The sequence below is a fragment of the Pseudomonas kuykendallii genome (assembly GCF_900106975.1).
In the GTDB taxonomy this organism is placed as follows: Bacteria; Pseudomonadota; Gammaproteobacteria; order Pseudomonadales; family Pseudomonadaceae; genus Pseudomonas_O; species Pseudomonas_O kuykendallii.
The window spans coordinates 48500-65976 of the sequence record NZ_FNNU01000006.1 but is presented as its reverse complement, the minus strand read 5'-3'; the positions used below and the strand labels follow the sequence as shown (position 1 = coordinate 65976).

Annotated in this window: 25 protein-coding genes and 1 tRNA gene; 22 read left to right on the top strand and 4 right to left on the bottom strand. The window is 61.9% G+C overall.

What is annotated here, in order from left to right; all coding sequences use genetic code 11:
* Position 1 precedes the first annotated feature (1 nt).
* From BLV15_RS18325 to BLV15_RS18300, 6 genes are read left to right on the top strand one after another with little or no spacing between them, the layout of a single operon-like run.
* Positions 2–493, top strand: coding sequence for a DUF4376 domain-containing protein (locus tag BLV15_RS18325; protein WP_090231151.1), 492 nt, complete (start codon positions 2–4; stop codon positions 491–493).
* Positions 462–824 (top strand): DUF1353 domain-containing protein, encoded by a 363-nt coding sequence (locus BLV15_RS18320; protein ID WP_090231150.1) that lies wholly within the window; start codon positions 462–464, stop codon positions 822–824. Before BLV15_RS18325 ends, BLV15_RS18320 begins: the two co-directional genes overlap by 32 nt.
* 8 nt (positions 825–832) lie before the next feature.
* Positions 833–1546, top strand: coding sequence for a LamG-like jellyroll fold domain-containing protein (locus BLV15_RS18315; protein ID WP_090231149.1), 714 nt, complete (start codon positions 833–835; stop codon positions 1544–1546).
* 57 nt (positions 1547–1603) lie between these two features.
* Positions 1604–2053, top strand: coding sequence for a structural protein P5 (locus BLV15_RS18310; protein ID WP_090231148.1), 450 nt, complete (start codon positions 1604–1606; stop codon positions 2051–2053).
* The gene (locus BLV15_RS18305; protein WP_090231147.1) at positions 2050–2472 is read left to right on the top strand and encodes a hypothetical protein; all 423 of its coding nucleotides are present in this window, start codon (positions 2050–2052) and stop codon (positions 2470–2472) included. Before BLV15_RS18310 ends, BLV15_RS18305 begins: the two co-directional genes overlap by 4 nt.
* Positions 2469–2741, top strand: a complete 273-nt coding sequence (locus BLV15_RS18300; protein WP_090231146.1) for a hypothetical protein — start codon at positions 2469–2471, stop codon at positions 2739–2741. The genes BLV15_RS18305 and BLV15_RS18300 overlap by 4 nt, the downstream gene beginning before the upstream one ends.
* Before the next feature lie 101 nt (positions 2742–2842).
* Here the strand turns inward: BLV15_RS18300 and BLV15_RS18295 are convergent, their stop codons facing one another.
* Both BLV15_RS18295 and BLV15_RS18290 read right to left on the bottom strand, forming a co-directional pair.
* On the bottom strand, positions 2843–3016 hold the full coding sequence (locus BLV15_RS18295; protein WP_090231145.1) for a DUF3606 domain-containing protein: 174 nt from the start codon (positions 3014–3016) through the stop codon (positions 2843–2845).
* A 46-nt stretch (positions 3017–3062) separates the two neighbouring features.
* Positions 3063–3806 carry an SOS response-associated peptidase family protein gene (locus BLV15_RS18290; protein WP_090231144.1) on the bottom strand — a complete coding sequence of 248 codons (744 nt, stop codon included), beginning with the start codon at positions 3804–3806 and terminating at the stop codon, positions 3063–3065.
* Between the two features lie 97 nt (positions 3807–3903).
* Between BLV15_RS18290 and BLV15_RS18285 the strand changes: the two genes are divergently transcribed.
* From BLV15_RS18285 to BLV15_RS18250, 10 genes are all read left to right on the top strand, one after another.
* Positions 3904–4335: a LexA family protein gene (locus tag BLV15_RS18285; RefSeq protein ID WP_090231143.1), complete on the top strand. Its 432-nt coding sequence runs from the start codon at positions 3904–3906 to the stop codon at positions 4333–4335.
* Positions 4322–5602, top strand: a complete 1281-nt coding sequence (gene umuC, locus BLV15_RS18280; RefSeq protein ID WP_090231142.1) for a translesion error-prone DNA polymerase V subunit UmuC — start codon at positions 4322–4324, stop codon at positions 5600–5602. Before BLV15_RS18285 ends, umuC begins: the two co-directional genes overlap by 14 nt.
* A gap of 91 nt (positions 5603–5693) precedes the next feature.
* Positions 5694–5803: transfer RNA gene (locus BLV15_RS22165), tRNA-Val, on the top strand.
* Between the two features lie 425 nt (positions 5804–6228).
* The gene (gene mntP, locus BLV15_RS18275; protein WP_090231141.1) at positions 6229–6798 is read left to right on the top strand and encodes a manganese efflux pump MntP; all 570 of its coding nucleotides are present in this window, start codon (positions 6229–6231) and stop codon (positions 6796–6798) included.
* A gap of 114 nt (positions 6799–6912) precedes the next feature.
* Complete coding sequence (locus tag BLV15_RS22160) at positions 6913–7089, top strand: hypothetical protein (RefSeq protein ID WP_175534397.1); 177 nt, start codon at positions 6913–6915, stop codon at positions 7087–7089.
* A 111-nt stretch (positions 7090–7200) separates the two neighbouring features.
* Positions 7201–7422 carry a hypothetical protein gene (locus tag BLV15_RS18270; protein ID WP_090231140.1) on the top strand — a complete coding sequence of 74 codons (222 nt, stop codon included), beginning with the start codon at positions 7201–7203 and terminating at the stop codon, positions 7420–7422.
* 97 nt (positions 7423–7519) lie between these two features.
* The gene (locus tag BLV15_RS18265; RefSeq protein WP_090231139.1) at positions 7520–7729 is read left to right on the top strand and encodes a YgdI/YgdR family lipoprotein; all 210 of its coding nucleotides are present in this window, start codon (positions 7520–7522) and stop codon (positions 7727–7729) included.
* Between the two features lie 160 nt (positions 7730–7889).
* The gene (locus BLV15_RS18260) at positions 7890–8756 is read left to right on the top strand and encodes a hypothetical protein (RefSeq protein WP_090231138.1); all 867 of its coding nucleotides are present in this window, start codon (positions 7890–7892) and stop codon (positions 8754–8756) included.
* A gap of 172 nt (positions 8757–8928) precedes the next feature.
* A complete protein-coding gene (locus BLV15_RS18255; protein WP_090231137.1) occupies positions 8929–9111 on the top strand; it encodes a hypothetical protein in 183 nt (60 codons plus the stop codon).
* 156 nt (positions 9112–9267) lie between these two features.
* Positions 9268–9513: a hypothetical protein gene (locus tag BLV15_RS18250; protein WP_090231343.1), complete on the top strand. Its 246-nt coding sequence runs from the start codon at positions 9268–9270 to the stop codon at positions 9511–9513.
* Positions 9514–9591: 78 nt separating this feature from the next.
* Here BLV15_RS18250 and BLV15_RS18245 read toward each other — a convergent pair whose 3' ends face one another.
* Both BLV15_RS18245 and BLV15_RS18240 read right to left on the bottom strand, forming a co-directional pair.
* Entirely contained in the window at positions 9592–9843 is a 252-nt protein-coding gene (locus BLV15_RS18245) for a hypothetical protein (protein ID WP_090231136.1), read from the bottom strand.
* Between the two features lie 121 nt (positions 9844–9964).
* Positions 9965–10435, bottom strand: a complete 471-nt coding sequence (locus BLV15_RS18240) for a DUF4124 domain-containing protein (protein ID WP_090231135.1) — start codon at positions 10433–10435, stop codon at positions 9965–9967.
* Between the two features lie 325 nt (positions 10436–10760).
* Between BLV15_RS18240 and thrS the strand changes: the two genes are divergently transcribed.
* The 6 genes from thrS (at position 10761) to pheT (ending at position 17477) form a co-directional block, all read left to right on the top strand.
* Positions 10761–12683: a threonine--tRNA ligase gene (gene thrS / locus BLV15_RS18230; RefSeq protein WP_090231134.1), complete on the top strand. Its 1923-nt coding sequence runs from the start codon at positions 10761–10763 to the stop codon at positions 12681–12683.
* Positions 12683–13234 carry a translation initiation factor IF-3 gene (gene infC / locus BLV15_RS18225; protein WP_175534400.1) on the top strand — a complete coding sequence of 184 codons (552 nt, stop codon included), beginning with the start codon at positions 12683–12685 and terminating at the stop codon, positions 13232–13234. Before thrS ends, infC begins: the two co-directional genes overlap by 1 nt.
* A 61-nt stretch (positions 13235–13295) precedes the next feature.
* On the top strand, positions 13296–13490 hold the full coding sequence (gene rpmI, locus BLV15_RS18220) for a 50S ribosomal protein L35 (protein ID WP_090231132.1): 195 nt from the start codon (positions 13296–13298) through the stop codon (positions 13488–13490).
* Between the two features lie 29 nt (positions 13491–13519).
* The gene (gene rplT, locus BLV15_RS18215; RefSeq protein WP_090231131.1) at positions 13520–13876 is read left to right on the top strand and encodes a 50S ribosomal protein L20; all 357 of its coding nucleotides are present in this window, start codon (positions 13520–13522) and stop codon (positions 13874–13876) included.
* Positions 13877–13969: 93 nt separating this feature from the next.
* Positions 13970–14974 (top strand): phenylalanine--tRNA ligase subunit alpha, encoded by a 1005-nt coding sequence (pheS, locus tag BLV15_RS18210; RefSeq protein ID WP_090231130.1) that lies wholly within the window; start codon positions 13970–13972, stop codon positions 14972–14974.
* A gap of 127 nt (positions 14975–15101) precedes the next feature.
* The gene (pheT, locus tag BLV15_RS18205; RefSeq protein ID WP_090231129.1) at positions 15102–17477 is read left to right on the top strand and encodes a phenylalanine--tRNA ligase subunit beta; all 2376 of its coding nucleotides are present in this window, start codon (positions 15102–15104) and stop codon (positions 17475–17477) included.

The window sequence follows — 17477 nt, the reverse complement described above, 5'->3', positions numbered from 1 at the left end:
TATGTACCAGCTGATCAAAGACGACGAGAACGCAGTACTCCGTCTTGATGACGGCGCGCGGATTCCTGAAGGGCATCGATGGTGGAGCGACTATCAGGAGTGGTTGGAGGCGGGGAACGTGCCGGAGCCGGCACCCGAGATCGACTATCCGATCCTGATCGCGACCCGGCGTTATGAAGCTGAGACGGCAGGCATCGTATTCGGCACCGCGCGAATCGACACCGGTCGCGATAGCCAGGCGCTGATCACCGGCGCGGCCGTAAGTGCCCTGATCGATCCGGAATACGTGTGCAACTGGAAAACCCCAACGGGGTTTGTTCAGCTGGACGCGCAGACGCTACTTGGTTTTGCAACGAAAATGCGAGCACACGTCCAAGCATGTTTCGATCGCGAGGCTGAGTTGCTGGAAGCGCTCGACGCAGGCGAATTCAGCGAGGGCATGCTCGAGGAGGGCTGGCCGGATGAATCGGTTTCCGCTACCCCTGAAGGTTGAGCTGCAGTCCGACCGCAAACGATGGCGCCTTCTGGCGCCATTTTCGTATCTGGACTCGGAGCACGGCCGCGTCGACGTGCCTGCGGGCTTCGAGACCGACTTCGCCTCTGTCCCTCGCTTGCCGCTGACCTACGCGCTGCTCGGCGCATACGGGCATGCGGCGGCGGTTCTGCACGACTACCTCTACACCAGCGGAGCGCTCAGCCGTTCGAAGGCCGACCGCGTGTTCCGCAACGCCCTGCGCTCCAGCGGTATTGCGCGCTGGCGCGCCTGGCTGATGTGGTCGGGCGTGCGGGTGGGCGGCCGCAATCGATTCGAGGTGGCGGCATGAGGTCCGGCATGTACGGCCGGATCAGATCCGGCTTCATCCCCCGCGTCACTGCTGAGAAGCTGCTGATCGAGCAGTGGCTGGCGATCGACGCTGCGGCCGCGGACGGTGCCCGGGTGCCGCAGTGGGTCGGACGGCTCAATGGCATGCCCGCGTCCCAAGCCACGGAGGCACGGCAGCCGCGCTTCTACGGCGGCGTGGTAGGTGAACCGGCGATGCTGTTCGCCGGCAGCCTCCTCAATACGCCGGCTTTCGTCGCGCCGCCCGACATCACTGTGTTCGCGAAAGTGCTGTTCAGCACCGCGCCCACCAGCGCAAACAACTCGACGATCCTGTGTCAGGACAGCGGCGGCAACACTCGGAGCTGGCACAGCGGCGTGTCGAGCACAAAGAGCGCGCGGTTCGTGTCGTTCAACACCGGGGTTACCGGCGTGGCCGCTGAGTTGGCGGGAACGATCGGCCTCAACGCCTGGCAGCTCATCGAGGGCTCCCGCGACGGCGACACGGCTGCGGCCGGCACGATGCTCGCTGGCTGCAACGGCGTGAACACCGATCCCGTGGCCACGGGCGCCGTATACAACGGCGCGGTCGCCCTCAGCATCGGCGCACGCGGGGCGTACATCGAGCAGATGAACGGCTACATCAGCGAGCTGCGCGTCTACGGCGACAAGCTCAGCGAGCAGCTGAAAGCGCGAATCCGCTTGGAGATGGGATTTCAGAGCTGACCGCATCACCACCCACCAGCCCGCCGCGCGCGGGCTTTTTCATGTCTGGAGAAAAGCATGGCAACAGCAACTCGCGGGGTGCGGAACAACAACCCCGGCAATATCGATTTCAACCCTCGCAACAAATGGCAAGGGCAAGTCGGGCTGGAGGAGGGCGTGGCGCGCCCGCGCTTCGCTCGATTCGACTCGCCGGAGAATGGCATCCGCGCGCTGGGTAAGCTGCTGATCAACTACCGCGGCAAGGACGGCCAGCCGGGCGTTGGCGAGCGCGGTGTCGACACGGTGCGCGAGACCATCAACCGCTGGGCACCGGGCAACGAGAACGACACCGAGGCCTACATCCGCGCCGTCGCCTGGAGCGTCGGCGTCGACCCGAACGAGGTCATCGACATCAAGGCCCAGCCCGTGCTGCTCGCTGTGACGACGGCGATCATTCGCCACGAGAACGGCGGCAACCCTTACGCGCCGGCAGTGATTGCCGAAGGTGTGCGGCGGGCTCTGGCATGAGCCTCAGCGATCTGATCCCAGCCCAGTACCGCGTCGCCGCCCTCGCTGTTGGCGCCATAGCATTGCTCGGCCTGGGCGCCGGCGGCGGCGCGGCAACGGCGTGGTGGCTCACCGACCGGCATTACTCGCCGCAGCTGGAAGTGGCGCGGGCCGTGGCTACGGCGAAGGGTGAACAGTTGGTCGCATGCACTGCCGCGCGCGACAACCTCGCCGAGCTGACGGGCGAGCAGGGCAGGGCGCTTGGCAAGCTGCAGAACGAGGCAGCGCAGCGCGAACAGGCTGCTGAGGCGGCACAGAACGCCGCACACGCCCAGGCACAAACCGACTACCAAGCCGCCAATCGCCTGCAGCAGGAACGCACCGGCGGCGATCCCGCGGAGGCAGCGGAATCCATCATCGACAAGGAGTTGGGCCTATGAGGGCTGTGCTGATCATCGCCGCACTGATGCTGTTGGCGGGCTGCGCTGGGAATCCCGAAACGGTCGATCCGCAGCCACGCGTAGTGCGGGTGGAAGTGCCGGTGCCGGTTCCGTGCCGCACGAAGGACGTAGCCGTGCCGTCCTGGGCCGCTGCTGGCCTCCGGAAATCGGATTCGCTCGAGGTGAAGGTGCGCGCGCTGCTCGCCGAACGCCGGCAGCGTATGGGTTACGAGGGGGAGCTGCTGGCGGCGAATCAGGCATGTCGATGACCAGCGCTATGGCTGGCGACGGTAAATTGCGGCGAACTACGATCTCTTGGCTGCTGGATCTATACAGGGCGGGTGGACGCCGGGCTGGCCGGCACCCCTCCTCATTTCTTCAGGTAGGCGCGAACTTTATCCGCCATCACACCGACTGCTTTGACTGCGGCCCGAAGCTCCGCCTCCGTTACCCCAAGCGTTTTTGTCCAGTAGCGAAGCTCATGCTCTTCGCCGACGTTTATCCGTGCGCGGTCTTGCGGTCCTCGATTACTGAGATCATCCATGGCTTTCTCCTTTCTTGGATGGGTGGTGGAAGTGCCACCTTTCTAGCTAAGCAGTGAAATCGAAATCGTCCACTGCGTCAGATTCGCCTACATGGGGACTCAATGGCCGTATCAGCCCCGGCCCTTCATTCCTTACGTTCCCCACCGCCCTGTCCACCTCGAACCACTCGAACTCCTCCACCGGCGTGCCCAGCGTCCTCACGATTTCCTCGGCGCGCTCGGCCCCCAGGTCCGGCTCGATCCATTCGCGTGCCAGCTCGGGCGACAGCACAACAGGCCGGCGGTCGTGGATGTCCACCATTCCCTGATCGCTTTCGGCGGTGATGATCACGAAACCGTCTCCCTCGCGCTCTTCTAACTGACCCTCACGATTGAACTGGCCCAGCGCCGCAAACCACATTGGCTCTTGGCTCTTCAGCCTGATGTAGAAGGGCTGTTTCTTCTTGGGGTCGTTGGCATCCTTCACCCACTCGTACCACCCGTCCGCCATCACCAGACAACGACCGTTGCGCCACACGTCCCGGAAGAATCGGCTGGTGGCTGCCGTCTCCACTCTGGCGTTGATCGCCGGCGGCCTTTTCCCCTTCGCCCAGAACGGCTCGTAGCCCCAAGGGATCTTGGCGAAGCGCGCGCCTTCGTCGTTCTCGAACAGCATCAGCACACGCGACCGTGGGGCGACGTTGTAGCGCCCGATCGGCTCCGGATCGAACCCGCCCATGATGTCCTTCTCATAGCGCAATGCTTCGAGATATTCGATGGCTGTCCGGTACTGGGTGAATCGTCCGCACATCTCGTTCTCCGGTCGTCGTCCCACTGCGTGTTCCGTTTGACCCCGCCATCACGCCCTTGTTTAACTGTACGTATAAACAGTATTCGGACCCTTCCACATGAACCTCCCCATCGTCGGCCAGATAGCGCCCGGCGGCGTGCCGCTGCCGGTGTATGGTTTTCGCGTGCCAGCCGGCTTCCCATCGCCGGCGCAGGATCATCTCGAGCAGACGATATCCCTCGACGCGCTGTTCGACATACGCGCGCCTCACACCTACCTGGTCTACGTCGACGGCGAGAGCCTTCGGGACATCGGCATCTTCGACGGCGACCTGCTAGTCGTGGACCGCTCCCTGCCGGCCGAGCATGGCGCCGTCGTTGTGGCTGCGCTCAATGACGAACCGATGGTGAAGATCCTTCACAAGCGCGGCACCGACATCCGGCTGCTTTCGGCGAACGACAAATACCCGCCGCGCTTCGTGCTCGAGGGCGACGAGCTGCGCATCTGGGGCGTTGTGAAATTCAGCGTGCGCAGCCATGGCTGCACGTGAACCCGTCTTCGCGCTGATCGACTGCAACTCCTTCTACTGCAGCTGCGAGCGCGTCTGGCGGCCGGACCTGCTGCGCACTCCGATCGTGGTGCTCAGCAACAACGACGGCTGCGTGATCAGTCGCACGCCGGAGGCGAAGGCCCTCGGGGTCAAGATGGGCGCCCCGTATTTCCAGATCAAGAACGACCTGCGGCGGTGGGGCGTGGTGGCGTTCAGCTCAAACTACGCGCTCTACGGCGACATCAGCCAGCGCGTGATGACGGTCATCGAGAGCCTGGTGCCGGCGCTCGAGGTGTACAGCATCGACGAGGCCTTCGCCGACCTGACCGGCATAGCCGGCGCCGAGCCGCTCGGCCGTGAGATTCGCCGGCGCGTGCTGCAGTGCACCGGCATCCCGGTCGGCGTCGGCATCGCCGGCACGAAGACCCTGGCCAAGCTCGCCAACCACGCTGCGAAGCGCTGGCAGAAGCAGACCGGGGGCGTGGTAGACATCCGCGACCCCGAGCGCCGGGACAAGCTGCTCCGCGCCCTGGACGTCGGCGAGGTGTGGGGCGTCGGCCGCAAGCTGCAGGCGCACTTCGAGGGAATGAAGATCAAGACCGCATGGGACCTGGCGCAGACCGATCCCTGGATGCTGCGGAAGAAATTCAGCGTGGTGGTCGAGAAGACGGCGCGGGAGCTGCGCGGCACGCCTTGCCTGCAACTCGACGACCCCGATCCGCCGAAGCAGGAGATCTGCTGCAGTCGGATGTTCGGCCAGCGGCTGAAGGCAATCGAGCCGATCCGCGAAGCGGTGGCCAGCTACACCGCGCGCGCCAGCGAGAAGCTCCGCGCCCAGGGTTCCCTGTGCAAGCGCCTGCGCGTGAGCGTGCGCACCGGTATGTTCAATCCGGAAGAGGCGAAATACGCGAACGGCGTGCTCTGCGAACTGCCGTACCCGACCGACGACGTGCGCATGCTCACCGCCGCGGCGCTGGCCGGCCTCGATCGCGTGTTCCGGGAGGGCTACAACTACAGCAAGGCGGAGATCTTACTGCTCGATCTGTGCCAGCGCGGCGAGTACACCGCCGACCTGTTCGCCACTACTCAGCCCGAGGCGAGCGAACGGGTCATGAGCGTGCTGGACGAGATCAATGCGAAATGGGGAAGGGGGACGCTTCGACCCGGACGGGTCACGTCGAGCCCCGAGTGGGGCATGAGGCGGGAGCTGATGAGCCAGTCGTTCACGACCAAGATGGATCAGCTGTGGAGGGTGCCGAGCCGCTGAACAGCGGAGGATTGTCGTGGTTTGCCTGGCGCAGCTGTATGAAAATACAACGCCAAGTTGTTGATTTTCATGAGGGTATAGTGCAGTTTTCAGGCACTTGATGGTGGCTAAGAAAGCCTTAAATATCAATAAGGTAGCGATGGCCCTGATGCCACCTTGACATGGTGGGGGTCGTTGGTTCGAATCCAATTGTGCCTACCAAACAAAACCCGTACTGCACGGGGCTTGGAAGGCGATCCGAAAGGGTCGCCTTTTTTGTTTGTGTGGATTTTGTCTTCGCTCGATGCTGGCCTTCGCTGTCAAAGAACCCGGCAGGTGACTCTGGCGGGATCGGTCTGCTTGGCCATCTACCTGTGATGGGTCAGTCATGAGTGCGTGGTGTCTGCCCATGACGCTGATCGTCGCTCCATCTTCAGCGTTCACGTTTTTTTCACCCGGGCCTGCTACGCTCCGCTGCCTCTTTGGGGAGTAACCTGCCTGTGCGTGATGCGCGGGCGCGCTGGTCAACATACTCGGCGGTCAGCCGTGGTCAGCGCATCCAGCCGGATTGGTGAGACCAACGACATTGCTGCGCTCAAGCTGGGCGCGCGGCGTGTCGTGGACTCATGCCCGGCTGGAGCTGCACCTTGAACACCCTCTCGCTGATTTTCCTTTCCTTCGCCATGTCCACCGACGCCTTCGCTGCGGCGGTAGGCAAGGGCTCGAGCCTGCACAAGCCATCTCTCGCCGAAGCGCTCCGTACCGGTCTGATCTTCGGTGTCATCGAGGCCATCACGCCCGTCGTCGGTTGGCTCATCGGGCAGGCTGCCAGCAGCTACGTGACCGAATGGGATCACTGGATCGCCTTCGGCCTCCTGTTGCTGCTCGGCCTGCACATGATCTACGCCGGCTTGAAACCGGAAGCTGGAGCGCCCGAGGGCAGGGCCACGCAGCATTCGTTCTGGATTCTCGCCGCGACGGCGGTCGCTACCAGCATTGATGCGCTGGCCGTAGGGGTGGGGCTGGCGTTCGTGGATGTGAACATCGCCGTCGCGGCGCTGGCGATCGGCTTGGTGACCATGACGATGGTGACGATGGGAACGCTGCTGGGTCGGGTGCTGGGCACGATGGTGGGGCGGCGCGCGGAAATTGCCGGCGGGATCGTTCTGATCCTGGTTGGCGGCACCCTTCTTTACGAGCATCTGGGTGGCGCCTGAGGCGCGCCATGCCTGTTTCCGCGACAGGACATTCCGAACTCGCGCGTAATCGATGCGTCGTAGTTGTGCATTTCGCGGTCTGCCGCGAGTTCCGAAGAGCCGTTGGAGTCACGTGTGCAGAAGAAGACCAAACCGAAACCCCTGATGATCGCGGCCACGCCGTTGCTGTGTTGTGGCGTGGCCTTCGCGGCGGTGGGGATGGGCGGCGGAGGCGACACTTTTCTGTACATGGCGCCGGCGTTTCTCGTGCCGGGTTTCCTGCTGCTGGCGTTCTCCATGCGTAGGCGGTAGTGCCGTCCTGAACGGGCCAAGGCTCCACCCAGGCGATTGATTTCGGAACGCGCAGCCGGCGGCGGCCTCAAACGGGTACAGGTCTACTCCAGGCCGGGTGAGGAGGTCGCTATGAGTACGGAATCGAACGAGGGGAAGGGGCATCAGGACCTCGGCGAGGGGTCGCTGATCAACGATCCTGGCAACGAGGACCCCGGTTCTATCATCGAGGACGCGCCGGTGCCGCTGAAAAACGATCCCGATGCAAAACCGCCGATGCAGAAGCAGGTCGAGCCGCCCTATGACCTGCCCAAAGTGCACATCGGCGGTGAAGGCCGGGAGGCGGATAGCTGATCCGGGCAATCGGCGGTCCTGGCATGCGCTCGGGAGCAAATTTCACCGGCGGGTGTCTGACGCATTGTCCTCTCTTGGTTAACTGAAGGAGTCACTTATGAAGCATTGGATGTTTGCCGCGTTCTGTGTGCTGGGCCTCGCCGGCTGTGCCAGCGATTACGTGATCAGTACCAACGACGGTCAGATGATCACCGCCCACGGCGAGCCGAAGCTGGACGAAGACAGCGGCCTCTACGAGTACGAAGACGCTGACGGCCGTACCCAGCAGATTCCGCTGACGCAAGTGAAACAGGTGATGGAGCGCTGAGTTTCCTGCAACCGAGAAGCCCCGCCGATGCGGGGCTTTTTTATGGCCTCGCTGCGGCCAGAAGCCCGTTGTCGCTGGCGTGGTCCTTGCAAAAGACCCTGAAAGCTCCGGGTATGCGCCATTTCTCTGGCGACGCCCTGTACTGCAAAAGGAACCCAGCATGAGCATCATCTCCGGCGGCGTGGCGGGCTACTACTCGGCGAATGCGTCCTCGCTGTACGGCCAGAAGACCTCGGTGGCAAGCGCACTGGAGGCCTCGACGGCGAGCCTTGCGAACACGGCCGCGTCTACGACCTCCGGGCATTCGTCGACCGTTACGCTCTCCAGTGCGGGCCAGCAATCCAATGCGCTGAGCAACTACTACGCGCAGTTCTTCCCCAGTCGAACCGGAATGACTTCGGATGCGTTGGTTCGCGGCGTCATCAGTCCGGGCTCCGTTTCCAGTTCGCAGGGCAAGACATTGGCGGACGTCGCTACCGACGCGCGCAGTCGCATGGACGCCAACTACGCGACGATGAAGGCCAGTGGCACGCCTTACGATGCAAACAGCCCGGGCAATGTCGACACCATTTCGCTGATGGGCAACCTTGATCGTCGCTCTCTGTATTCGGTCAGCGAGAACGTCGGGGGGCTGTTCTCCGAGCAGGAGCAGAAAGCCGCGAGTTCCCTGATGAAGCAGCAGCTGTCGCTGGCGATGGGTGAATTCGTCGGCCCGGCGGGCAGCCAAGCCCAGTTCGTCGATCCATACGCCGGGGACGAAACGGCGCGCAATCTCGCGGGCGCGAAATTCCTCGCTGCCGTGAGTAGCGACGAGAAGTCTTCGGCCGCCTGGAATCAGGAGAAGGCACCCATCGAAACGGCCCTTCGCACAGCCGCGCTCAAGGAGCAGGTCTCCAAACCTCTGCCGAACCTGTTCGACCTGTTGTCCGCGAGCGGGAAGGAAAACGGGAGCACGTCCGACGAAGGCGGGTTTCCCTCCTTGCAGGACATAAAGGCGACCAACAGCTCGCTGCTGGCGCGGGTTTGAGCGGGTTTAGTCGGTGTCTCACGCGCCTGCGAAACACGGTGGCAACGGCCCGCCAACCTTTGGTTGGGCAATTATCGAGCGTTTTGGCCGCTCTTAACCCTGGACATAACTGAACGGGTAACGGGCTATGGGCTATCGAGTGATAGGTGCTACGCGCGTTTGGTCTAGTGCTGTGCAGGACAGTGACGGCATCAAGGCGTTCGTCATGCTCAGAGGGCGTACCGCGGAACAGTCGGCGGCGTTTCAGGTAACCCGTACGAAGGATTTCGCCAGCCTCGTCGAGGCGGAGTGCGCGGCGGCCGCCATCATCGATCAGATTGCCGGCATCGAAGGGGGCGAGATCCACTTCTATTAGGCCTGTTATTAAGTTCTGTCGGAATTTAGATCTGTCGATTGTCGACAATGGTTGCTGACGATACAGTATCGCTGCGGCATCCAGCCGCGGGCCGTATGCGGTCAATCCAGCAGCAGGGTTTCGTAGTTGAGCAATCTGAGTTTGTCCGAGGACGACGTGCGTAAAGCATTGGGCCTCACCCCCGCCGCACCGAAGAAACAGAAAAAAGAAAAATCGCCTAATCCCTTCACCTACACCTTGGTCGAGTTGAGTGTCCGCAAGAATGGCGGGCCGCCGTTCCGCTTCGAGCACCGCTCGCGCTCGATCAGCCGGCTGACCGCTCAGTTGGAGGCCGAAAAAGCCGCCCGCGCCCAAGGGCTGGATGTCTGGGTGCTTCTGGACATCCGGCAGGAGTCGAAGTAGCCGGCGCGCCTGGCGGTCATTCGCGCCAGGCGGTGGATCGTAGTTCCGTGAAGCCCGGCCCAGGGCGGGCTCGTACGGTCATTCGATCGCTTTGGCTTGCTCTACGCCGGCGGATGTCAGCTTTACGGGCAAGTCCAGGGAATGGTCGTTCACCGCGCCGGGCAGGATGGTTCCTCCCTGAATCAACCCGCGTTCCTGCAGATCGGCCAGGCAGTCCACGACGGCCTGCTGGCCTCGATAGTTGTCCAGGACTTCCTTGCCGAGTCCTGCCGGATGAGCGTGCAGCAGCCGGGTGAGTACTTCATTCCAGAGCGCTTGTTCGATGGCCATGAGAGCCTCCATCAGTCTGTGGGTGAGTGATGCCTCATGGGTTGGGACAGCCTTTGCCGCGACGGTTTCATTGAATTCGACGTGTGGAACGCCCGGTTCCAGGGCGTTCACCGGGTGGCCGTCAGCGATCCATCAGCATTCCCTTGATGCGCGGTTTGTCCGGCTCCGCGGGTGGGCGCGGCGGTGGCGGGGGCGGCGGCCATGAACCGGGCGGTTTTCCCCAGTAGCCGGGTGGCGGCGGATAATAGTCGTGCCGGTAAGGTACGTGACGCTGATAGCCGCGATAGCTCTCGTAAATCTCACCTTGCGCTTCCGGAGCCGGTGCCGGAGCCACGATGACGATCGGCGGTTGAGCGGGAGTGGGGGGCGCTTCGGTTGCCGGCGCGGGTGCCTTTGGCTCGGCCAGTTTGACCGGATCGCCATCGCCGCTTGGTGGTGGTGGCGCGGTGAGCTCGCTGATGCTTTCCAGGTGCTGGCCGGGCGGGCAGGACGTCTGGGTGAAGTTCACGTTGCCTGCCGCGTCGATGCATTTGAGCACGGTGGTGGCCTGGCTGACGCAGGGCAGGCAGGCAAGGGCCAGCAGTATCGACATTCTCATTGAGGTCTCCCCGCGACCGCGCGGCTTTATCGGGTCGTCAGGCTGATGGTAAGGCAGGTCTGAAACGCATGCATGCAGGCGAACATTTTCGTTCCGATGAGTGCTGAATCCATGGATTTTGCTGTTTTCGGGCCTTTCGCTTGTCAGGCAGCGGCGTTTCTGAAAGCATCCGCCCTCCAAAACTTCCAGTGACTCCGGTCCGGTCTGGTTGGCCTTCGGGCTCCAGCCACTGTGAGGCGGGTACACCGCCGGATCGCTTACTGGCTCATCCCAACCCACGTGGCCTTTGGTAGGGGTCACCACTAGGAGAGGAGGCGCCATGCCCATCATCACTCTTCCCGACGGTAGTCAGCGTTCGTTCGATCATCCGGTATCCGTTGCCGAGGTGGCTCAATCCATTGGGGCTGGCCTGGCCAAGGCCACCGTGGCGGGCAAGGTGGACGACCGTCTCGTCGACGCCAGCGATGTCATCGAACATGACGCGCGCCTGCAGATCATCACCCCGAAGGATCAGGAGGGCGTCGAGATCATCCGCCACTCCTGCGCGCACCTGATCGGTCACGCGGTCAAGCAACTCTATCCAACCGCCAAGATGGTGATCGGACCGGTCATCGAAGACGGCTTCTATTACGACATCGCCTACGAGCGTCCCTTCACGCCCGATGACATGGTGGCGATCGAGCAGCGCATGCATCAGCTGATCGAGAAGGACTACGACGTCATCAAGAAGATGACGCCGCGTGCCGAGGTCATCGAAGTGTTCGAGTCCCGTGGCGAGGACTACAAGCTGCGCCTGGTCGAGGACATGCCGAACGAGAAGGCGATGGGGCTCTACTACCACGAAGAATACGTGGACATGTGCCGCGGCCCGCACGTGCCCAATACCCGCTTCCTCAAGGCGTTCAAGCTGACCAAGCTGTCGGGCGCCTACTGGCGCGGCGATGCGAAGAACGAGCAACTGCAGCGTATCTATGGCACCGCCTGGGCGGACAAGAAGCAGCTCGCCGCCTACATCCAGCGTATCGAAGAGGCCGAAAAGCGCGATCACCGCAAGATCGGCAAGCGCCTTGACCTCTTCCATACCCAGGAAGAAGCGCCGGGAATGGTCTTCTGGCATCCCAACGGCTGGAGCATCTATCAGGTGCTCGAGCAGTACATGCGCGTCCTGCAGCGCGAGAATGGCTATCTGGAAGTGCGTACGCCGCAGATCGTCGATCGCGTGTTGTGGGAGAAGTCCGGCCATTGGGGCAACTACGCCGACAACATGTTCACCACCGAGTCGGAAAGTCGCGACTACGCGATCAAGCCGATGAACTGCCCGTGCCACGTGCAGATCTTCAACCAGGGCCTGAAGAGCTACCGCGAACTGCCCTTGCGCCTGGCCGAGTTCGGCTCCTGCCATCGCAACGAGGCCTCCGGTGCACTGCACGGCATCATGCGCGTGCGCGGCTTCACCCAGGACGATGCGCACATCTTCTGCACCGAAGAGCAGGTGAGTCTGGAGGCGGCCAACTTCATCAAGCTGACCCTGCAGGTCTATGCCGATTTCGGTTTCACCGACGTGATCATGAAACTCTCCACCCGGCCGGTAAAACGCGTCGGTTCCGACGAAATGTGGGACCGCGCCGAGAAGGCCCTGGCGGACGCACTGGATGCCTCCGGCCTATCCTGGGAGTACCAGCCGGGAGAGGGCGCGTTCTACGGTCCGAAGATCGAGTTCACGCTCAAGGACTGTCTGGGGCGGAACTGGCAGTGCGGTACCCTGCAGTACGATCCGAACCTTCCAGAGCGTCTGGATGCCAGCTACATCAGCGAGGACAACAGCCGTCAGCGCCCGGTGATGTTGCACCGCGCCATCCTGGGCTCGTTCGAGCGTTTCATCGGAATCCTGATCGAGCATTACGAAGGCGCTTTCCCGGCCTGGCTGGCGCCGACCCAGGCGGTGATCATGAACATCACCGACAAACAGGCCGATTTTGCCTCGGAAGTCGAGAAATCTCTGGCTCAAAGCGGGTTTCGTGCCAAGTCCGACTTGAGAAACGAGAAGATCGGCTTTAAAATCCGCGAGCATACTTTGCTCAAGGTTCCCTATCTCTTGGTTATTGGAGACCGGGAAGTTGAGACACGATCCGTTGCTGTGCGCACCCGCGAAGGCGTCGACCTGGGCTCCATGCCCCTCGAGCAGTTTCGTGAGTTGCTTGCGCAAGCGGTTTCCCGGCGTGGTCGCCAAGAATCGGAGTAATCACTATTAAGCGTGAAATGAGACAGGATAAGCGAGCTGCACCCAAGGCCCCAATCAACGAGAACATCTCGGCCAGAGAGGTCCGATTGATTGGTGCTGACGGCCAACAGATTGGCGTCGTCTCGATTGATGAAGCGCTTCGCGCTGCTGAAGAAGCCAAACTGGATTTGGTAGAAATCTCTGCTGATGCAGTCCCGCCTGTTTGCCGGATCATGGACTACGGCAAGCATCTCTTCGAAAAGAAAAAGCAGGTTGCAGCAGCCAAGAAGAATCAGAAGCAGCAGCAGATCAAAGAAATCAAGTTTCGACCAGGGACGGAAGAAGGGGATTACCAGGTAAAACTACGCAACCTGGTACGTTTCCTAAATGAAGGGGATAAGGCCAAGGTATCCTTGCGATTCCGCGGCCGAGAGATGGCCCACCAGGAGCTGGGGATGGAGTTGTTGAAGCGGGTCGAAACCGATCTCGCCGAATACGGCGCCGTCGAACAGCATCCTAAGATGGAAGGACGCCAACTGATCATGGTCATCGCCCCCAAAAAGCGGAAATAACCACCAGGGCACTGGCAGGCCTTGCGGTTATGTGTAATCACTGAATGCGGAGTATCCGAACATGCCAAAGATGAAGACCAAAAGTGGCGCTGCGAAGCGCTTCAAGAAGACTGCTGCGGGCCTCAAGCACAAGCACGCCTTCAAGAGCCACATCCTTACCAAGATGTCCACCAAACGTAAGCGTCAGCTGCGCGGCACCTCGCTGTTGCATGCATCCGACGTCGCTCGTGTCGAGCGCTCGTTGCGTCTACGTTGATTTCGTTCATCGGTCTGGAGGATTAATTCATGGCTCGTGTTAAGCGTGGCGTCATCGCCCGTGCTCGTCACAAGAAAATTCTGAAACTCGCCAAAGGCTACTACGGCGCACGTTCGCGTGTATTCCGTGTTGCCAAGCAGGCGGTGATCAAGGCTGGCCAATACGCCTACCGTGACCGCCGTCAGCGGAAGCGTCAGTTCCGCGCTCTGTGGATCGCTCGTATCAATGCTGGTGCTCGTGTCAACGGTCTGTCCTACAGCCGTCTGATCGCCGGTCTGAAAAAAGCGGCCATCGAGATCGATCGTAAAGTTCTGGCCGATCTGGCAGTGAACGAAAAAGCGGCGTTCGCTGCGATTGTCGAGAAAGCCAAAGCCACTCTGGCTTAACTCCCCGACAATCATCGGGTTCGCCCGGTGCTGAACGTCAACGATAGGGGAAGAGCCTGTGCTCTTCCCCTATTTCGTATCTGGAGCCCTGAAATGGAAAACCTGGATGCATTGGTCTCGCAAGCGCTAGAGGCCGTGCAACATAGCGAAGACATCAATGCCCTGGAGCAGATCCGGGTTCTTTATCTTGGCAAGAAAGGTGAGTTGACCCAGGTGATGAAGACCCTGGGCGACATTCCTGCCGAAGAGCGCCCCAAAGTTGGCGCCCTGATCAATGCTGCCAAGGAGCGCGTCCAGGATGCGCTGAATGCACGCAAGGCTGGGCTTGAGAGCGCCGCGCTGAGCGCCAGGCTGGCTGCCGAGCGTATCGACGTGACGTTGCCTGGACGCGGTCAGACTACCGGTGGATTGCATCCGGTTACCCGTACGCTGGAGCGCATCGAGGAACTCTTTGCTGACATCGGTTATGACGTCGCCGAAGGGCCTGAGATCGAAGACGACTACCACAACTTCGAAGCGCTCAACATTCCCGGCCACCACCCGGCTCGGGCGATGCACGACACCTTCTACTTCAATGCCAACATGCTGTTGCGCACCCATACGTCGCCGGTGCAGATCCGCACGATGGAGCAGCAGCAACCGCCGATTCGCATCATCTGCCCTGGTCGCGTCTATCGCTGCGACTCGGATCAGACTCACTCGCCGATGTTCCACCAGGTCGAGGGCTTGGTGATCGACGAGAACGTCAGCTTCGCCGACCTGAAGAGCACCATCGAAGGATTCCTGCGCGAGTTCTTCGAAGAGGAGTTGGAAGTCCGCTTCCGCCCCTCCTACTTCCCATTCACCGAGCCCTCCGCCGAGGTGGATATCCGCCGTGTGGTGAAGAAAAATGGTCAGGAGAGTGCCGGCTGGCTGGAAGTGCTCGGCTGCGGCATGGTCCATCCGAATGTGCTGCGCATGGCAGGCATCGATCCGGATCGCTATCAGGGCTTCGCCTTCGGCATGGGCGCGGAGCGGCTGGCGATGCTGCGCTATGGCGTCAACGATCTGCGCTTGTTCTTCGACAACGACCTGCGCTTCCTCGCGCAGTTTCGCTGATCGACTAAACGAATCGAGCTGCCGCGAGGCAGGTATGCGAGGACGGGCGGTGGCGCAAGGCGATCCGCTCCGTTCTCTTGCGGTTTGACCCGGCTTGGGCCGAGTGGTCGCCGCCTAGGAGAGCAGAATGAAATTCAGCGAGCAGTGGCTGCGCAGTTGGGTGAATCCGTCGGTTTCCCATGATGATCTGGTGGCGCGGCTGTCGATGGTCGGCCTGGAAGTGGACGACGTGATCCCGGTCGCCGGTGCCTTCAGTGGCGTCGTCGTGGGCGAGGTGTTGAGCACGGAACAGCATCCGGACGCCGACAAGCTTCGCGTTTGCCAGGTCAGCGATGGCTCGGCGGTCTCCCAGGTCGTGTGCGGCGCGCCCAACGTGCGCCCCGGTTTGAAGATTCCGTTCGCGATGATCGGCGCCGAGCTGCCGGGCGACTTCAAGATCAAGAAGGCCAAGCTACGCGGCGTCGAGTCCAACGGCATGCTGTGTTCGGCTTCCGAGCTGAAGATCAGCGAGGACAACGACGGGCTGATGGAGCTGTCGGCAGACGCGCCGGTCGGTGAAGACCTGCGTGCTTACCTTAACCTCGACGATGCGAGCATCGAACTCGGCCTGACGCCCAATCGTGGTGACTGCCTGTCGATTGCCGGTCTGGCCCGCGAAGTTGGCGCTATCTACGGCGCCACCGTGACCCCGGTGGAAGTGGCTGCCGTTCCGGCCAGTCATGATCAGGTCGTTTCGGTCGAGGTGGCGGAGCCCAAGGCGTGCCCGCGTTATCTCGGACGTGTACTGCGCAATGTCGACTTGAGCAAGCCGACCCCGCTGTGGATGGTTGAACGTCTGCGCCGTTCCGATGTGCGCAGCATCGATGCGGTGGTGGACGTTACCAACTACGTCATGCTCGAACTGGGCCAGCCGATGCACGCCTTCGACCTCGCCGAGATCAACGGCGGCATCCGGGTGCGCATGGCCGAAGCGGGCGAGCGGCTGGTGCTTCTGGATGGTCAAGACGTTGAGTTGCGTCCCGATACGCTGGTGATTGCGGATCATCAGCGCGCGCTGGCGATTGCCGGCGTAATGGGCGGCGAGCACAGCGGCGTGAGTGAAAGCACGCGCGACCTGTTCCTGGAAAGTGCCTTCTTCGAACCTATTTCGGTGGCCGGCAAGGCGCGCTCCTACGGTTTGCACACCGATGCCTCGCATCGCTACGAGCGTGGCGTCGATTGGCAACTGGCGCGTACGGCCATGGAGCGGGCCACGGCGTTGCTGCTCGATATCGTCGGCGGTTCTGCGGGGCCGGTCGTTGAAGCGGCCAGCGAGACGGATCTTCCCCAGTCCACCACGGTTGTTCTGCGCGCAGAGCGCATCGAGCAGATGCTTGGCCTGGCGATGCCGGCCGAGGAGGTCGAGCGCTTGCTGAACGGCCTCGAATTGGCCGTGACTGGCGGTGATGGGAAGTGGAGCGTGTCGGTGCCGAGCCATCGTTTCGACATTTCCCTCGAAGTGGATCTGATCGAGGAGCTGGCTCGCCTCTACGGCTACAACCGTTTGCCGGTGCGTTACCCACAAGCCCGACTGGCCCCCAAGGGAAAGCCGGAAGCAAAGGTTGCGCTGAGCAAGCTTCGTCGCCAGTTGGTGGCGCGCGGCTATCAGGAAGCGATCACCTTCAGCTTCATCGACCCGAAGCTGTTCGAGCTCTTCCATCCCGGCGTCGAGCCTCTGCTGCTGGCCAATCCGATTTCCGCCGATCTCGCGGCGATGCGCGTCTCTCTCTGGCCGGGCCTGGTCAAGGCCGTGCAGTACAACCTGAATCGCCAGCAGGATCGCGTGCGCCTGTTCGAGACTGGCCAGCGTTTCATCGGTGCGCTCGACGGGCTGCAGCAGCAACCGGTTCTATCCGGGGTGATATGTGGTTCGCGGCAGCCCGAGGCCTGGGCGAATAGTCGTGAGCCCGTTGATTTCTTTGATCTCAAGGCTGACGTGGAAGCACTGCTGGCAGTGGCTGGCGCGGGCGATGCATTCAGTTTCCTGCCCGCTGAGCACGCTGCGCTTCACCCTGGGCAGACTGCTCGCGTCGAGCGCGATGGGCGACTGGTCGGCTTCCTTGGGGCGCTGCATCCCGAGCTTGGCAAGGCCTTGGGTCTGGATAAGCCCGTCTTCCTCTTCGAGCTGCTATTGAGCGAAGTTGTCCAGGGGCGTCTGCCGGCATTCGGTGAGCTGTCCCGCTTCCCTGAAGTGCGCCGTGATCTTGCCTTTATCGTGGATCGCGATCTGACTTCGCAAGAGGTGCTTTCGGCCATTCGGGAGCGGGGAGGGGAATTCCTGACCGACCTCAGGCTATTTGACGTGTATGACGGTAAAGGTATTGATCCGCATAGAAAAAGCCTCGCCGTCGGCTTGACCTGGCAGCATCCATCACGCACTCTTAATGACGATGAGGTGAACGCCATTACGCAAAGCATCCTCACTTCTCTGGAAGAAAGGTTCAACGCCACGTTAAGGAAGTAG

Bases quoted from the DNA above. Each gene is read 5' to 3' on its own strand.
- BLV15_RS18325 (WP_090231151.1), top strand. From the start codon at position 2: ATGTACCAGCTGATCAAAGACGACGAGAACGCAGTACTCCGTCTTGAT.
- BLV15_RS18320 (WP_090231150.1), top strand. From the start codon at position 462: ATGAATCGGTTTCCGCTACCCCTGAAGGTTGAGCTGCAGTCCGACCGC.
- BLV15_RS18315 (WP_090231149.1), top strand. From the start codon at position 833: ATGTACGGCCGGATCAGATCCGGCTTCATCCCCCGCGTCACTGCTGAG.
- BLV15_RS18310 (WP_090231148.1), top strand. From the start codon at position 1,604: ATGGCAACAGCAACTCGCGGGGTGCGGAACAACAACCCCGGCAATATC.
- BLV15_RS18305 (WP_090231147.1), top strand. From the start codon at position 2,050: ATGAGCCTCAGCGATCTGATCCCAGCCCAGTACCGCGTCGCCGCCCTC.
- BLV15_RS18300 (WP_090231146.1), top strand. From the start codon at position 2,469: ATGAGGGCTGTGCTGATCATCGCCGCACTGATGCTGTTGGCGGGCTGC.
- BLV15_RS18295 (WP_090231145.1), bottom strand. From the start codon at position 3,016: ATGGATGATCTCAGTAATCGAGGACCGCAAGACCGCGCACGGATAAAC.
- BLV15_RS18290 (WP_090231144.1), bottom strand. From the start codon at position 3,806: ATGTGCGGACGATTCACCCAGTACCGGACAGCCATCGAATATCTCGAA.
- BLV15_RS18285 (WP_090231143.1), top strand. From the start codon at position 3,904: ATGAACCTCCCCATCGTCGGCCAGATAGCGCCCGGCGGCGTGCCGCTG.
- umuC (WP_090231142.1), top strand. From the start codon at position 4,322: ATGGCTGCACGTGAACCCGTCTTCGCGCTGATCGACTGCAACTCCTTC.
- BLV15_RS18270 (WP_090231140.1), top strand. From the start codon at position 7,201: ATGAGTACGGAATCGAACGAGGGGAAGGGGCATCAGGACCTCGGCGAG.
- BLV15_RS18265 (WP_090231139.1), top strand. From the start codon at position 7,520: ATGAAGCATTGGATGTTTGCCGCGTTCTGTGTGCTGGGCCTCGCCGGC.
- BLV15_RS18260 (WP_090231138.1), top strand. From the start codon at position 7,890: ATGAGCATCATCTCCGGCGGCGTGGCGGGCTACTACTCGGCGAATGCG.
- BLV15_RS18245 (WP_090231136.1), bottom strand. From the start codon at position 9,843: ATGGCCATCGAACAAGCGCTCTGGAATGAAGTACTCACCCGGCTGCTG.
- BLV15_RS18240 (WP_090231135.1), bottom strand. From the start codon at position 10,435: ATGTCGATACTGCTGGCCCTTGCCTGCCTGCCCTGCGTCAGCCAGGCC.
- thrS (WP_090231134.1), top strand. From the start codon at position 10,761: ATGCCCATCATCACTCTTCCCGACGGTAGTCAGCGTTCGTTCGATCAT.
- rpmI (WP_090231132.1), top strand. From the start codon at position 13,296: ATGCCAAAGATGAAGACCAAAAGTGGCGCTGCGAAGCGCTTCAAGAAG.
- rplT (WP_090231131.1), top strand. From the start codon at position 13,520: ATGGCTCGTGTTAAGCGTGGCGTCATCGCCCGTGCTCGTCACAAGAAA.
- pheS (WP_090231130.1), top strand. From the start codon at position 13,970: ATGGAAAACCTGGATGCATTGGTCTCGCAAGCGCTAGAGGCCGTGCAA.
- pheT (WP_090231129.1), top strand. From the start codon at position 15,102: ATGAAATTCAGCGAGCAGTGGCTGCGCAGTTGGGTGAATCCGTCGGTT.